At 71.9% G+C, this 14,465-nt stretch carries 12 protein-coding genes and 1 pseudogene; 5 read left to right on the top strand and 8 right to left on the bottom strand.

The window, feature by feature from the left end; genetic code table 11:
• Positions 1 to 50 precede the first annotated feature (50 nt).
• From ACFV7R_RS30270 to ACFV7R_RS30255, 4 genes are all read left to right on the top strand, one after another.
• Positions 51 to 1,439, top strand: a complete 1,389-nt coding sequence (locus ACFV7R_RS30270) for an MFS transporter (RefSeq protein ID WP_385269077.1) — start codon at positions 51 to 53, stop codon at positions 1,437 to 1,439.
• Positions 1,432 to 4,212, top strand: coding sequence for an AAA family ATPase (locus ACFV7R_RS30265; protein ID WP_385269075.1), 2,781 nt, complete (start codon positions 1,432 to 1,434; stop codon positions 4,210 to 4,212). The genes ACFV7R_RS30270 and ACFV7R_RS30265 overlap by 8 nt, the downstream gene beginning before the upstream one ends.
• A 306-nt stretch (positions 4,213 to 4,518) precedes the next feature.
• The gene (locus tag ACFV7R_RS30260) at positions 4,519 to 4,935 is read left to right on the top strand and encodes an amidohydrolase family protein (protein ID WP_385269073.1); all 417 of its coding nucleotides are present in this window, start codon (positions 4,519 to 4,521) and stop codon (positions 4,933 to 4,935) included.
• A gap of 137 nt (positions 4,936 to 5,072) precedes the next feature.
• Complete coding sequence (locus tag ACFV7R_RS30255) at positions 5,073 to 5,792, top strand: GntR family transcriptional regulator (RefSeq protein ID WP_385269071.1); 720 nt, start codon at positions 5,073 to 5,075, stop codon at positions 5,790 to 5,792.
• On the opposite strand, the gene ACFV7R_RS30250 is transcribed toward ACFV7R_RS30255, so the two are convergent.
• Complete coding sequence (locus tag ACFV7R_RS30250) at positions 5,759 to 6,028, bottom strand: hypothetical protein (protein ID WP_385269069.1); 270 nt, start codon at positions 6,026 to 6,028, stop codon at positions 5,759 to 5,761. The two genes, ACFV7R_RS30255 and ACFV7R_RS30250, sit on opposite strands and share 34 nt — an antisense overlap.
• A gap of 131 nt (positions 6,029 to 6,159) precedes the next feature.
• Here ACFV7R_RS30250 and ACFV7R_RS30245 point away from each other — a divergent pair, with 131 nt between their 5' ends.
• A complete protein-coding gene (locus ACFV7R_RS30245) occupies positions 6,160 to 6,819 on the top strand; it encodes a phosphatase PAP2 family protein (RefSeq protein ID WP_385269067.1) in 660 nt (219 codons plus the stop codon).
• 7 nt (positions 6,820 to 6,826) lie between these two features.
• On the opposite strand, the gene ACFV7R_RS30240 is transcribed toward ACFV7R_RS30245, so the two are convergent.
• The 7 genes and pseudogenes from ACFV7R_RS30240 to ACFV7R_RS30210 all read right to left on the bottom strand — a co-directional run bounded on the left by ACFV7R_RS30240 (position 6,827) and on the right by ACFV7R_RS30210 (position 14,465).
• Complete coding sequence (locus tag ACFV7R_RS30240) at positions 6,827 to 8,146, bottom strand: glutamate-1-semialdehyde 2,1-aminomutase (RefSeq protein ID WP_385269065.1); 1,320 nt, start codon at positions 8,144 to 8,146, stop codon at positions 6,827 to 6,829.
• Positions 8,147 to 8,153: 7 nt separating this feature from the next.
• The gene (rfbC, locus tag ACFV7R_RS30235; RefSeq protein ID WP_385269063.1) at positions 8,154 to 8,705 is read right to left on the bottom strand and encodes a dTDP-4-dehydrorhamnose 3,5-epimerase; all 552 of its coding nucleotides are present in this window, start codon (positions 8,703 to 8,705) and stop codon (positions 8,154 to 8,156) included.
• Entirely contained in the window at positions 8,702 to 9,934 is a 1,233-nt protein-coding gene (locus ACFV7R_RS30230) for a polysaccharide pyruvyl transferase family protein (RefSeq protein ID WP_385269061.1), read from the bottom strand. The genes rfbC and ACFV7R_RS30230 overlap by 4 nt, the downstream gene beginning before the upstream one ends.
• Positions 9,931 to 10,878, bottom strand: coding sequence for a glycosyltransferase family 2 protein (locus ACFV7R_RS30225; protein ID WP_385269059.1), 948 nt, complete (start codon positions 10,876 to 10,878; stop codon positions 9,931 to 9,933). Before ACFV7R_RS30225 ends, ACFV7R_RS30230 begins: the two co-directional genes overlap by 4 nt.
• A pseudogene (locus tag ACFV7R_RS30220) lies at positions 10,875 to 12,172 on the bottom strand (hypothetical protein). The gene ACFV7R_RS30225 and the pseudogene ACFV7R_RS30220 overlap by 4 nt, the downstream one beginning before the upstream one ends.
• Positions 12,169 to 13,452: a DUF4910 domain-containing protein gene (locus tag ACFV7R_RS30215; RefSeq protein WP_385269057.1), complete on the bottom strand. Its 1,284-nt coding sequence runs from the start codon at positions 13,450 to 13,452 to the stop codon at positions 12,169 to 12,171. Before ACFV7R_RS30215 ends, ACFV7R_RS30220 begins: the two are co-directional and overlap by 4 nt.
• Positions 13,440 to 14,465: an NAD-dependent epimerase/dehydratase family protein gene (locus tag ACFV7R_RS30210; RefSeq protein ID WP_385269055.1), complete on the bottom strand. Its 1,026-nt coding sequence runs from the start codon at positions 14,463 to 14,465 to the stop codon at positions 13,440 to 13,442. Before ACFV7R_RS30210 ends, ACFV7R_RS30215 begins: the two co-directional genes overlap by 13 nt.

Here is a 14,465-nt window from a genome sequence, read left to right as displayed (position 1 = left end):
CCGGCCAGCGGAGCACACCCATCCGCTCACACGAACATGGGGTCCCCTCAATGAACACTCAGGAGCACGGCACCGCTCAGGAACACAGAGCCACCGACCCACGGCACCGCGCCACGCTGCGCTGGATCGTCGCCATCGCCACGGTCGCCCTCGTCTTCGACGGCTACGACCTCGTCGTCTACGGCACCGTCGTCCCCGTCCTCCTGCGCGACCCGGGCCAGCTCGGCACACTGACCGTGGCCCAGGCCGGCGCCCTCGGCTCGTACGCTCTCATCGGCGTCATGGTCGGCGCCCTGATCGCCGGTGCTGTCGGCGACCACATCGGGCGGCGGCGGATCATGCTGACCGGCATCGTGTGGTTCTCGGTCGCCATGGGACTGAGCGCATTCGTCACCGACCTCACCGTGTTCGGCGTCCTGCGATTCCTCACCGGCATCGGGGTGGGCGCGCTGGTGGCCACCGTCGGAGCCCTGATCGCCGAGTTCGCCCCGCCCCACCGCCGTAACGTCTACAACGCGATCGTCTACTCCGGTGTCCCCGCGGGCGGCGTCCTCGCGGCCCTGCTGGCGCTGCTCGCCTCCGACGGCGATGGCTGGCGTGCCCTGTTCCTCTTCGGTGCCGCGCCGCTGGTCGTGCTGCTGCCGGTCGCCCTGGTGCGGCTGCCCGAGTCGCCGAAGTGGCTGCAGGCCCGCGGCCACACCGCACGGGCCCGTCAGGTCTCCGAACGCACGGGAGTTCCCTTGCCCGAGGCGGCACCGGACCCGTCCGAGAAGCAGGCCAAGGTCGGTTTCGCCGCCCTCGCCACCCGCCGCTACGCCCTGGCCACCCTCCTCCTGGGCCTGACGAGCTGCTCCGCCTTGCTGCTCACCTACGCCCTGAACACCTGGCTGCCGGAGATCATGGGCCAGGCCGGCTACGGCAAGTCGTTCTCGCTGGTCTTCCTTCTCACCCTCAACGGCGGGGCCATCCTCGGCGGCCTGACCGCCTCACGGGTCGCCGACCGGTTCGGCCCGCAGCGGGTGATCGCCACGACGTTCGTCCTGGCCGCCGTCTCCCTGGCCCTGCTGACGCTGGGCCTGCCGCTCGGCGTGCTCCTGTTCCTGGTCGCGGTCGCCGGTGTGGGCACGATCGGCACCCAGGTGCTGATCTACGGCTTCGTGTCCCACTACTACGACACCGTGGCCCGCGCCGCCGGAGTCGCCTGGTGCGCCGGGTTCGGTCGGATCGGCGGCATCGGCGGTCCCGTGGTCGGCGGGGCCCTCATGGGCGCGGGGCTGCCTCCTGCGTACGCCTTCCACGTCTTCGCCGGCGTCGCCGTCCTCGGCACGCTGGTGACCATCCTCGTCCCGCGCCGGGCCGCCGCATCCGCCCGCGCCCCCGAGGCCTCCGCTCCGGGGGCCCTGACCGGTGGTGGTGCTAGCGTGCTGGCACATGAATAACCGCCCTGAGCTGCAGCGAAGCCTGATCGGGCGGGTCGGCGAGGTCGCCGCGCTGGCCCGCGCGATCGACGCTGCCCGCTCCGGCCGCCCCGGGCTGGTCGTGGTCGGGGGCCCGGCGGGCATCGGCAAGACGGCACTCGTCGAGCACGTCCTCGCCCGGCACGGATCCGACGCGGAGGTGCTGCACGTCGCCGGGGCGTCCTGGGAGTGCGACCTGCCGCTCGGCATCGCCGGCCAACTCCTCCACGGCAACGGCACCGCCCTGCCCGACGCCACGGCACCCGAGGCCGTGCTCGACACCGGCCGCCTGCTGGGGCGCCAGTGGGCGGCCCGGCAGGAGCGGCAACCGGTGATCGTGGTCGTCGACGACGCCCACTGGGCCGACGTGGAGAGCCTGCGCGCCATCCGGTCGGCGCTGCGCAGGATGTCCACGGAGCGGGTGCTCGTCGTCCTGGTCGCGCGGGACGAGCCGGGCGAGCTGTACGAGGTGGGACCGGCGCCCGAGGGACTGCCGTTGTCGGTCCTGCAGACCCTGGAGTTCCTCGACGGCTGCCAGGGCGACGCCGTACGGCCCGGGCCGCTGAGTCCCCAGGACGTCAGGACCCTCGCTCGTGAGGTCCACGGCCTCGCTCTGGACCTGCCCACGGCACGGCATCTGTGCCGCCACACCAGGGGCACTCCCCGGTACGTTGCACAACTGCTGCGGGAGCTGCCCACGGAGACCTGGCAGGACTGGCGTCCCGAACTCCCCGCGCCGGCCCGCTATGCCGCGGCCGTCCACCACCGGCTCACCCACTGTGGTGAAAACGCCCAGCACCTGGTGGAGGTCTGCTCGGTTCTCGGCGACGACGCCTCCCTCGCGGAAGCCGCCGAACTGGCCGGCCTCGACGAGCCCCTGGCCGCGGTGGACGAGGCGCGAGCGGCCGGCCTGCTCACCGCCACCATCGACTCCGGGCGCGCCCAGCTGACTTTCACCCACCCGCTCGTCCGCGCCGCAGTCCTGACCGGCATCGCACTGACCCGGCGTGCCGAGCTGCACGGCCGTGCGGCGGAGATCACCGACAACCACGGACGGCAGCTCGGCCACCGGGTGGCCGCCACCACGACGGCCGACGAGACGCTCGCAGACGAACTCGACCGGTATGCCGGCGAGCGCGCTTCAGCAGGAGAGTGGTCTGCCGTCGCCGACGCTCTCGTCCGCGCCGGCAGGCTGAGCACCGGGCGCGGTCCGCGGGAGGACCGACTGCTGCGTGCCGTCGACGCGATGATCGGAGCCGGGGACGTACCCCAGGCCGCCGCGTTCGCCGCAGAGCTGGAGAGCTTCCCCGCAGGCACCCTGCGAGATGTGGTCCTCGCCTATCTGGCCATCATGCGCGGACGTCCTTCGGAGGCCGAGGCCTTCCTGACCGATGCCGAGGAACGCTGCGACACACAGCGTCAGAAGGACCTGATGGCCAGGATCTGCCAGCGCCGGGTGCTGCACGCCCTGGGCCGTTGGGACGGCCGCGATCTGGTTTCCTGGGCCCGCAGGGCACTGGAGCTGGCGAGGACGGACGACCCGTCGGGCATCGAGGCGGAGGCCGTGCTGGGCTTGGGACTCGCGATGACGGGTCGTTCCGAGGAGGCCCTGGCCGCGTACGAGGCGGCCGCCGCGAAACTGCCCCGCGGAGCCCAGCCGCAGCGCTTCCAGGTCGGCCGAGGCTGGATCGACCTGGCGATGGACCGACCGGAGGATGCCCGCCGCAGGCTGGAGGCTGCCGTCCCGACGGGCTACCGGATGGGATCCACCCGTATCTCGCTGTGGGCGCAGGGTTGGCTGGCCCGCACCCAGTTCGCGCTGGGGGCGTGGCCGGAGGCGCTGGAGACGGCGCAGCGCGCCGCGGCCAGACTCACGGAAGTCCGCATCGAACTGGTCCGTCCCCTGGTGCATTGGACCGGCGCTCAGATCAGCGCTCTGCGCGGGGACTGGGCGGCGGCCGACCAGCATGTGCGAGAGGCGGCGGCCGACCGCCATCACTACGAGGTCATGCTGGTCCCGTCCTGTCTGGCCCGCGCCCAGGTCGCCGAGGCCCGTGGCGACTACGAACGCGTCGTCGAGGCCCTTTCCCCGGTGGTCCAGCTCACCTCACGCGAGTCGATCGACGAGCCCGGGTTCTGGCCCTGGCCGGACCTCTACGCGAACGCACTGGTGATGACCGGCCGCCTCGACGAGGCCGACACCTTCCTCGCCCCGAACGAGGAACGGGCGATGCGCCGCGGCCGCCGCTCCGCGATGGCGCGCCTGGGCCTGGCCCGCGGCCGGCTCACCGCCGCGCGTGGTGACATCGACGGCGCCCGCAAGGAGTTCGAGCAGGCCCTCGTCCACCTCGAGAACCTTCCTCTCCCGTATGACCGCGCCCGGGTCAACTTCGCCTACGGCCAGACCCTGCGCCGCGCCGGCAAGCGGCGCGAGGCCGACAGCGTCCTGAAGAACGCGAGTGACGCCTATGCCACCTTGGGCGCTCGTACGTACGTCGAGCGCTGCGAACGTGAGTTGCAGGCGGGCGGTCTGCACATCCCCCGTGCCGTTTCTGGCATGGCCCGGCTCACCCCGCAGGAGCAGGCCGTGGCACGGCTGGTCGCTGCGGGGGCCACCAACCAGCAGGCCGCGCTGGAGCTGTTCATCTCGGTCAAGACCGTGCAGTACCACCTGACTCATATCTACTCCAAGCTCGGCATGCGCTCTCGCAGTGAACTGGCGGCACGATTCAGGGAGTCGACGCCTGCCGAGTAGGCCCATGAGCTCGTCGGGGCCGGCATGGCGCAGCTCGGTGCCGACGTCCCAGGCAGTGTGGGTGCAGCCGGCCACGAGCTGGGGCTTGCGCACCCGCCCGTATACCGGTCAGCACTTGGCGCAGGACTCGGGATGCCGCTGCATTGATTTCCTATACGATTCTGGGACTCAATCCGAGTCGATGATGCTGATCGGTGGATCGACGTGACCGGTTCTGGTGTGTCTGCGTCACTTCTGATCGACTGTCTTGCGAGGCTGTGAGCTGCTGTGTCGAGGCGATCGTCATCGATCGTACGGTCAGGGGGGTTGACGGCGGCGGCCTGCGCCATCAAGTCCTCCGATGCGTCCTCGGATACTCAGGCCCAGACCCCCGCATCCGGCAAGGCCGGTACGGGCACTGCCGAGTTGGCCGACGGGTCGGGCGCCAAGGTCGCCCTCGTGCCCGGCGGTGCCCATCCGTACTTCCAGCCCTGGAAGACGGCGGGGGCCGCCGCGAAGAAGGAGTACGGCCTCGGGGACGTGACCTTCGCAGAGACGGTCCTCGCCGCCTTCGGACCGGACCGGGTCATGTACGGCTCCGACTGGCCCGTGTGCTCGGTGGCCGCCGACTACGCGGAGGTGCTCGGGGCGGCCCGTGCTCTGACGGCCGGGCTCAGCGTGGACGACCGGGTCGGCGTTTTCGGCGGCACGGCCGTGCGGGCCTACCGGCTGCGCGTGCCGTGACGCCGCCGATGCCTGGAGCCCACCGGGAGTGGCAGGGGCAGGTCTTCGCCGCAACCGAGGCGGCGCCAGGCGGCGTTCTCACCTCGGTAAACTGATCCCGTCCCGACAACCCTGGAGCAGCAGGAGCAGGAGAACGGATGCCACCGCATGACAGTTCCTCTGCCGGGACCCTGGAGTCCGAAGGAAGAAGCCAATCCGCCGGTCCTGGCCGCCAGGTCCTTTCGGACAGTGTCTACGAGCAGATCAAGGCCATGGTCATGGACCATGAGATCGCTCCTGGTGCACGCGTGGGGATCGAGGCGCTGTCGCGTGCTCTCGGTGTCTCGCCGACGCCCGTCCGTGAGGCGCTTGCCAGGCTCGAGTCGGACGGACTCGTGGTGAAGAGGTCGCTCTCCGGGCACCGGGCGACCGAGTTGCTGACTCGCGAGGGCCTCGAGGAACTCTTCGAGATGCGGCTCCTCCTGGAACCGAGAGCGGCGGCGCTCGCCGCCCGCAACGCCACCGAGGAGCAACTCGACGCCATCGAGCGGCTTGTGGAGGAGATGCAGACTCACCCGGGGCCGACGGGGCGGTACGCGGACTACCGCGACTTCGCAGCTCTCGACCAGCGCTTTCACGACGCGATCGCAGTGGCCTCGCAACGTACACTTCTCGCCGACGCGGTGGAGCGGCTCCATTCCCATCTGCATGTCTTTCGACTCAGGAGTGTCAGGAGCGCCGACGACCCGACGCTGACCGAACACGAACGTGTCGTACGTGCGATCCTGCGCCGCAAGCCCGACTGTGCCGCGGAAGCCATGGCGGAGCACCTCACATGCAGCCTTCAGCGCCAGCTCAGCCAGGAGCCGAAGTCCTGACCGGCGTCCCGGAGCTCCGACACCTGCGCCGTATGGGCGAGCGCTCGGCGCCGAACCGCAGAGCGGCTCGCCCGGCCGAGGGAGTCGACGTAGGCCGTGGCGTGCCCGGACTTACGGTCACCGGAGTCGTCCGGAAACAACGCCCCGTCGTCGTGGGGCGCGGTCGCCGGCGCGGGCATCAGCAGGTCGATCCGCCGGTCGCTGACCGGCTCGTGGTCCCACGGGGACCGGGACATGAACCACTGCTGCGCATGGCAGACAAGAAGGTCACCGAAAGCAGGCCGGGCAGTCCTCAAGCAGTCAAGATCCGGAACACCATCTACCGATCACGGCAGAGGACCGCAGGTCGACCGGACGCGGTGGGCGTGTGACCGGCCGGTCGTCGCCCGCGGTGCTGCCCCCATCGCTGCGCGGGTGGCTCGGGCTGATTGCGGCCCTCGCCGCCTTGGTGGTCGTCGTGCTCGGGGTCCTCCATGCCGACGACAGCAAGCCCGGCATGGTGGACGCGCGGATCTGGACGGCGGTGGACGGTGTGGAGCCACCGTGGCGGTACGTCGCTCTGGCCACGGACTTCCTGGGTGAGCCCGTGGGAGCGGCGACGCTGGTCGCGGCCACCGTGACGGGCTGTCTGTTGCTTCGGCGTCCTCGCGGGGCGGTGCTCGTCGTCGCCGGCGCCGGGATGACCGTGGCGACGACGAAGCTGCTCAAGCCCCTGGTGGGACGCACCATCCACGGCGACGGCAACCTGTCCTACCCGAGCGGGCACACCGCCTTCCTCACCGCGCTCGCCCTCGTGGTGGCGCTGCTCGCGACCGGCCGGCTCGGCCTCGGCAGGACGGCCGGCACGTCACTCGTGCTCGCCGCGGCGCTGGTTGCCGGCGCCGCCATGGGCTGGGCGCAGGTCGCCCTGGGCGCGCACTACCCGACCGACGCCCTCGGCGGCTGGTGCACCGCGCTGGCGGTGGTACCGGCGACCGCGTGGCTGGTCGACCGGATGGCCGACGCCGGTCGGCGGGAGCGCCGCTGACGTCACGTCACGCCAGGCGGCGGAACACGGGCTTCACCGGTCGCCCGCCCAGCCAGGGGGTGGGGTCGGCGGCGTCCAGTGCCTTCCGGTACACCGCACATGCCTGGGCCACCACGTCCACGGTGTGGTCGATGTCGGCGTCGCTGAGCGCGCTGCTCACCACGAACGACGGGGCCAGCACCCCGCCCGCGAGGAGCCGGCGCAGGAACAGGGTGCGGTACTGCTGCGACGGCTGCCGGTTCTCGTCGAGGGTGGCGAAGACCAGGTTGCTCGCCCGGCCCCGGACGACGACGTGGTCGCCGACACCCATGGCGGCCGCGGCGTCGCGGACACCGGCGGCCAACCGCTCGCCGAGGGCGTGCAGTTGCGCGGTGACGCCCTCCTCGACGTAGGTGGTCTGCACGGCCATCGCGGCGGCCAGCGAATGAGTTTCCGCACCGTGCGTGGTGGACAGCAGGAACACCCGGTCGCCGGAGTGACGCAGCCCGCCCCGCTCCATCAGCTCGCGGCGCCCGGCCAGCGCGGAGACGGCGAACCCGTTGCCCAGCGCCTTGCCGAACGTGGAGAGGTCGGGGACGACGCCGTACAGGCCCTGGGCGCCCGCCTCGGACCAGCGGAAGCCGGTGATCATCTCATCGAAGACCAGTACGCAGCCGTGCCGGTCGGCCAGCTCGCGCAGGCCGGCGAGATACCCGGGCGGCGGCTCGGTGTGGGTGGCGGGTTCGAGGATCAGGCAGGCGACCTCGTCCTGGTACCGGGTGAGCAACTCCTCCGTGGCGGCCAGGTCCCCGTAAGGGAAGGCCACGGTGAGCTCGTTGGTCGCCGCCGGAACACCGGCGGACATCGGCGTGGTGCCGATGAACCAGTCGTCGACGGAGAAGAACGGATGGTCGGCGCAGAGGGCCACCCGCAGGCGCCCGGTGGCGGCGCGGGCGAGGCGCACCGCGGCGGTGGTGGCGTCGGAGCCGTTCTTCGCGAACTTCACCATCTCGGCGGTCGGCACCGTGGCCAGGAAGCGTTCCGCGGCCTCGACCTCCACGATGGACGGCCGGACGAAGTTGCTGCCGCGGTCGAGTTCCCGCCGCACCGCCTCGGTCACGCGTGGGTGGGCGTGGCCGAGGCTGACCGACCGCAGGCCGGAGCCGTACTCGACGTAGCGGTTGCCGTCGATGTCCCACACGTGCGCACCACGGCCGTGGCTGATGACCGGGGCCAGGTTCTCGGGGTACTGGTCGTCGCCCTTGGCGTAGGTGTGCGCGCCGCCGGGGATCAGGGCGTGCAGCCGTTCGTTCGCCGCCTGTGACTGGGGGAGGAGGAGCTCTTCCACGCCGACTTCATCCTTCCTGGTGCTTCAGGACCTCGGCGAGGCTCGGCGCCTCCCGGTCCCGCTGGGACATCGATGTGACCGGCAGCGGCCAGGGAATGGCGAGCTCCGGGTCGTCGAAGGCGATCGTCACGTCCTCGGCCGGATCGTGTGGGCGGTCGATCCGGTACGAGGTGTCGGCGATTTCGGTCAGCGCCTGGAAACCGTGCGCGCACCCCGCCGGGATGTACAGGGTCACCTGCGTTTCGCCGGACAGCTCGAAGAAGGCCACGTTGCGGTAGGTCGGCGAGTCCCTCCGCAGGTCCACGACGACGTCGAAGATGCTCCCGTACGAGCACCGCACCAGCTTGGCCTCGCCGGCGCCGGAGCGCAGGTGCAGGCCGCGCAGCACGCCCCGGACCGAGCGGGACAGGCTGTCCTGAACGAAGGCGTCCGGGTCGAGGCCCACCGAGCGGACCACGTCGGCGTCGAAGGTGCGGCAGAAGAAGCCGCGTTCGTCGGCGTAGGGCGTCGGCTCGAAGAGGAACGCGCCGGCGACCGCCGGGACTTCGGTCACTTTCATGGAGTCTCCTGCCGGGCGTGGGCGTGGTCGGTCGCCGGGAACAGGGCTGCGGTCAAGGCGGTGAATTGGTGCTCGAGTTGCCGGGAGGCGACCTGGTTCCGCTCGGTGAGGGTCTGCCGCAGCTCCGGCGATCGCTTCTCCAGCGACCGGAACTGCTCGAGCAGCCGGTCGGCGTCGACCTCGCGAGCCGGATGGCAGTACGCGGCGAGGCCCATCTGCGCCATGAGTGCGTCGCTCTTCGCCGCGTAGCTGAGGGCGAGCGTCGGCGTGCCGACCTTCAGCGCGCAGATCAGGTTGTGGTAGCGGGTCGCCACCACGGTGTCGGCAGCCGCCATCTCCTTCATCAGGTCGGCCAGCGAGGCCGCCCCGGCGGCGGTGACCAGCGGCGAGTCCACCGCGTCGAGGATCGCGGCGACCACCGGCGCATCGCACGCGTCGCCGGTGAGCAGCCGGACCGGCCTGCCCTCCTCGACCAGCGCCCGGACGAAGCGGGTCGTCCCGTCGAGGTAGCGCCGGTGGATCTCCTCGGCCCGGGCGCGGTCGTCGTTGCCGCCGTGGAAGTCCATGACGCCGACGCAGACTTGGCCCGGCGGGCCCGAGGACGTGCTCGCCGGCAGCGTCGGCAGGGCGAATGCGAGGTCCGGGTAGACCTCGTCGCGCGCGGTGTCCACGCCCATCGCCCGCATCGCGTCGCGGGACAGGGTGTCCCGGTACGACCGGTACGCGGCCAGCCGCGCCGACCAGCGCACCAGGGTTCGGGTCGGCCGGTTGCCTATCGGGGCGGCGCCGACGCCGACCAGCGCGACCCGGGTGCGAAGCAGCCGGCCACTCGCGCAGAGCAGGAACAGCGAGTACGGGAAGCCCCACGGCCGCAGCGGCAGCGTGGCCTCCAGCACGCCCATGCCCGGCACGATCACCACGTCGTGCCGGCGCACCCAGGCAGCGGTGCGGACAGCGTCGACGAGTTTGCCCAGACCTTTGGCCACGATCGCGCCCGCACGCGACGCGGTCCGGTACTCCCCGCGGTACCAGTGCAGCCGCGTCGCGGGGATCCCGTACCGGGCCGCGACGACCTCGGGTCCGCCGCACAGCGCGTCCACGACCGCCTCCGGGTGCTCGGCGCGGAGGTACCCGAGCACGGCCTCGAGCGACCCGTCGTTGCCGAGGTTGCCGGAGCCGAGCAGGCCGAACACCCCGACACGCACCGGAGTTTCGTCCGCGGATGTCATGCCTGCCTCCCCTCACGGCCGGCGACGAGGGCGTCGACGGAGACAGTGAACCGGTCCGGGTCGACCGGGGCGCGGTCCTCGACCCGCTCGCCGGCGCCCGGCCGGATCCGGCTGGTCATCCATGCGGCCAGGTGGCGGTAGCACGCGCGCCGGTCGGCCGGGGACAACGGCGCCCGCCGGATGGCCGCGACGAAGCCCCAGACGTACTCGGTGAGCAGCCGGGGTGTCGGGTGCAGCGGGCCTGCTCGGCGCGGGTCCAGGTTGACGCACCGGGAGCGCTTGGACGGGTTCGCCCGCTCGGCTCGGGTGGGGTGGTCGCGGCGGAAGTACAGCAGCTCCGGCACCTGGTGGAAGGGACCGTGCAGGGTGATCTCGGCGACGAACGTGCGGTCCGCGTGGTGGTAGCTGTCGTGCGGCTTCACCCGGCGCAGCACGTCGGCCCGCATCACCCCGTAGAAGTCGTCGCCACCGGGCTCGAACAGCAGACTGCGGAAGCGCTCCGGCGCGTGCGGCGAGTCGGTGGCGAGTCCGTACTCGTACGGGACCTTCACCTGGCCGTCGCCGTCGATGACCGCCTGGCTGCTGTGCGCGAGGATGACGTCCGGCCGCTCGTCCAGCGCCTCAACGCAGCGCAGGAGCAGGTCCCGGGCGTACAGGTCGTCGTGCGAGGCCCACTTGAACAGCTCGCCGCGGCACTCGGTGAACACGTAATTGTGGTTCGGCGCGGCGCCGATGTTCCGGGGCAGCCGGAGGTACCGGATGCGCGAGTCCTGCGCGGCGTACCGGCGGCAGATGTCCTGGGTCCCGTCGGTCGAGGCGTTGTCGGAGATGACCAGCTCGAAGTCCTCGTAGGTCTGGCCGAGCAGAGCGTCGAGCGCCTCGGCGAGGTACTCCTCGCCGTTGTAGACGGGCAGGCCGATGCTCAGCCGGGGATGGGCGGTCATGGAGTCCTCACTTCGGGGATGGAATCGTGGTGGCGCTCGCGAGGGCGGACCGCAGGTGCAGCCACCACACGGCCGAGCCGCAGACGGTCGCGGCGGCGACGCCCCAGGCCGAGCCGACCGTGCCGCCCACGGCCGCCCCGCCGAGCCCGCCGCCGACATAGCAGGCGGAGGCGAACAGCTGGGAGCGCAGGCTGCGCCGGGCCGCGCCGAGCGCGCGCAGCCCGGCCGCCGCGCCGGTGCCGAGGCCGGCGCCCGCGACGCCGAGCGTGGCCGGCACGATGAGATCAGAGGCGCCGTGCCAGACGTCGCCGAGCACGAACTCGCCCAGCTGGTCCGGCATCAGCAGCAGCGCCCCGCCCCAGAGCAGCGCGGCGACGGCCTGTCCGCCGCCCAGCAGAAGGCAGAACTTGCCCAGCCGGTGCGGGGCCCGCCGCAGCACCCGTGCCGCCTCCGCGACGGTGACCAGCGAAAGGCCCATCAGCACGGCGAGGAACGGGCCGAGCAGCAACTCGGCGCCCCGGACCACACCCACCGCGCTGACCCCGACGATCGCGCCGAGCCCGTACGCCCGCAGCTGGCTCGCGCCGCTGACGCTGGTGTTCTCGACCAGGTACCGGTAGCCGAGGTCGCGGTGCTCGCGAACCCACTCGCGCACTCCGCCCATGTGGGGCCGGATCCCGGACTGGAAGCAGCCGTACACCGCGGCCACCGCGGCGGACCCGCCCCAGGCGAGCAGATACGCGGCCACGCTGCCCACGCGCGCCGCCACCACCATGGCCGGGACGAGCGCGACGCCCCACACGAGGTCGTTGACGAACGCCTTCCGCCCGGCGCCGGCGGCGAAGAACGAGTACCGCCAGGCGTCCTGCAGCAGCAGCCCCGGCAGCATGACGCCGAGGCAGACGAACGCGGGCCCCACGCCGCCGCCGAGAGCCGGCCCGACCACCAGACACGCCGCGCCGACGGCGGCACCGACGCCGAGCGCGGTACCCGACGACCGGGCCACCGCCCCGCGCCAGGAGGCGTCCGACACGCCGCTGAAGCGCACCACGAGCGGATCGGTGGCCAGCCCGCGGGAGACACTGAGCACCACGCCGTAGGTCACCCAGGCCAGGCTGAACACGCCGAACGCGGTCAACCCCAGCGAGCGGGCCACGTAGATACCCACCACGAAGTTGCTGATGCTGGAGGCCGCCTGGTCGGCGAGCCCCCAGGACAGCCGGCCGGCGATGGCCCGCCGGGCGGAACCGGCCTGTGCCGTCGTCTTCTCCCTCTCGGTGGCCATCCGCGTCATGCCTTGATCAGCCCGGCGCCGTGCAGGGCGCCGGCCGCGGCGGCGACGGTGTCGAACGGCAGCCCGGACCGCTCGGCGACATCCAGCAGACTGTGCTCGCCGTCGGAGAGACTGAGCACCCAGAGCATGGCCATCTGGGCCTGCTTGGTGTCGCTGCGGCCGCCGAGTGCGTCGTACAGCCCGCGCCGGCCCAGCTGTGGTTCGCCGTAGGGGCTGAGGTTGACGTACGTGCGGTTGCGGTCGAGGACGGCGAATGCCTCGCGGCACACGGCGAGCGTGTCCGCCATCGCCTCCGGGGAGACGAAGTCCAGGTTGTCCGCCGAGGTGTGGTACTCGGGGTAGCCCGCGTACGGGGTCCGGCTGAGCGAGCCCACGCCCAGGTTGAATCCCGGCGAGCAGAACTGCCGCTCGTCGTAGCCGTACGGAGTGAACTCGACGACGCGGTGAGGGCGTTCGGAGGCGGCCAGCACGTGCCGCATCACCCGGTCGATCTCCGCGTCGCCGCGTCTGCTCTGCTTGTACGTCAGTTGACCCGGGTCGCCGGCGCAGGCGAGCACAAGCCCGTGCTTGACCCGCTCCACCCGCTCCACATTGCGGGCCAGCCAGGTGATCGCCCCGATGGTGCCGGGCGCGAAGATGAACCGGTAGGTGTAGTACGGCGTTTGCTCCGCCAGCGCTCGGGCCAGGAAGGTCGCCACCGCGATGCCTGCCAGGTTGTCGTTGGCCAGCGACGGGTGGCAGACGTGGCAGGAGACGATCACTTCGTCGGGGACCTGCCCGGGGACCACGTGCTCGGCGTAGGTGAGGTGGCCATCGGTGAGCGTGGAGTCGATGCGCACCTCGTACTCGCCGTCCGGCAGCGCGTCCAGAGTCTCCTGGGCCAGGCAGAATCCCCATTCCGGCTTGTAGTAACTGGTGCGGTACGGCACCCAGTTCGGGTGGTCCGGCAGGGTGTGCAGGTGCGCGCGAAGCTCGGCCAGCGGCATGCTCGCCGACACCGGCACGCTGTAGCCGAGCACGTGCAGGCTGGACGCGGCGAAGTCGACGACCCGGTTGCCGGCGGTGTCGGCGATGTACGCGTCCCGGATGTTCCACTCCTGCGGCACCGTCCAGTCGAGCACTTGCGTCCCGGTCGGCACCTCGTGCACCTGCAGCGGGACGTACTCGCCGACGATCTCCAGGGTGGCGCGCACACCGTCGCCGGTGATGCTCCGGCACAGCGGGTACAGCCGCTCCACCAGGGCGTACATCTCTTCGCCGGGCACGGTCACCGGCGCCACCGCAGGGTGTCGTCGACGGTGCCGGCGTCGGACGCCGCGCGCAGCACGGCAAGCCGGGTGAAGCGTCGCTCGAAGTCCTCCCGGGTCAGCCCGTGTTCGCGGTAGGCGTCGGCGAGTTCGAGCGCGCCCTGCTTCACCGTCCACTCGCAGTCGAAGCCGGGCACCGCGGCGCGGAATCGGGAGAAGTCCACCCGGTAGGAGCGCGGATCGGCGCCCGTCTCCCCGGTGATCACCACCTTCGCGCCGGACACCGCCTCGGCGACCTGCCCGGCGATCTCGGCGACCGTGACGTTGTTGATCTCGCTGCCGATGTTGAACGCCCGGTCGTGCACCGCTTCCCGCGGCGCGGTCAGCGCGGCCGCGAAGGCCCGTGCGATGTCGGCGGCGTGCACCAGCGGGCGCCAGGGGGTGCCGTCGGAGAGCACCAGCACCTCGCCGGACAGCAGCGCGTGGCCCACCAGGTTGTTCAGCACGATGTCGGCGCGCAGCCGGGGCGAGTAGCCGAAGGCGGTGGCGTTGCGCATGAACACCGGGCTGAAGTCGCCGTCGGACAGCGCGTGCAGGTCGTCCTCCACCCGCACCTTGGACTCCGCGTACGGCGTCACCGGGCGCAGGGGGGCGTCCTCGGCCACCAGGTCGTCGCCGCCGGCGGCGCCGTAGACCGAGCAGGTCGACGCGTACAGGAAGCGCCGCACTCCGGCGTCGCGGGCCAACTGGGCAAGGCGTACGGACGCGTGGTGGTTGATGTCGTAGGTGAGCTCCGGCGCCAGCGATCCCAGCGGGTCGTTGGACAGGGCGGCCAGGTGGATCACGGCGTCCACCCCGGCCACGTGTTCGGCCGTGACGTCGCGCAGGTCCACCCGCTGTCCTGGCGGGTCAGCGGGCGACGGGCCCAGCACGCAGTCGGCGAACAGGCCGGCGTCAAGCCCGACGACCTCGTGCCCGGCGGCGGCAAGGACCGGGGCCATCACGGTGCCCAGATAGCCCTGGTGTCCGGTCAGTAGTACGCGCAA

It is taken from the genome of Streptomyces sp. NPDC059866 (assembly GCF_042731325.1).
GTDB classification, from domain to species: Bacteria; Actinomycetota; Actinomycetes; order Streptomycetales; family Streptomycetaceae; genus Streptomyces; species Streptomyces flavusporus.
The sequence above is the reverse complement of the archived record's forward strand: the minus strand, read 5'-3'. Positions and strand labels throughout refer to the sequence as shown.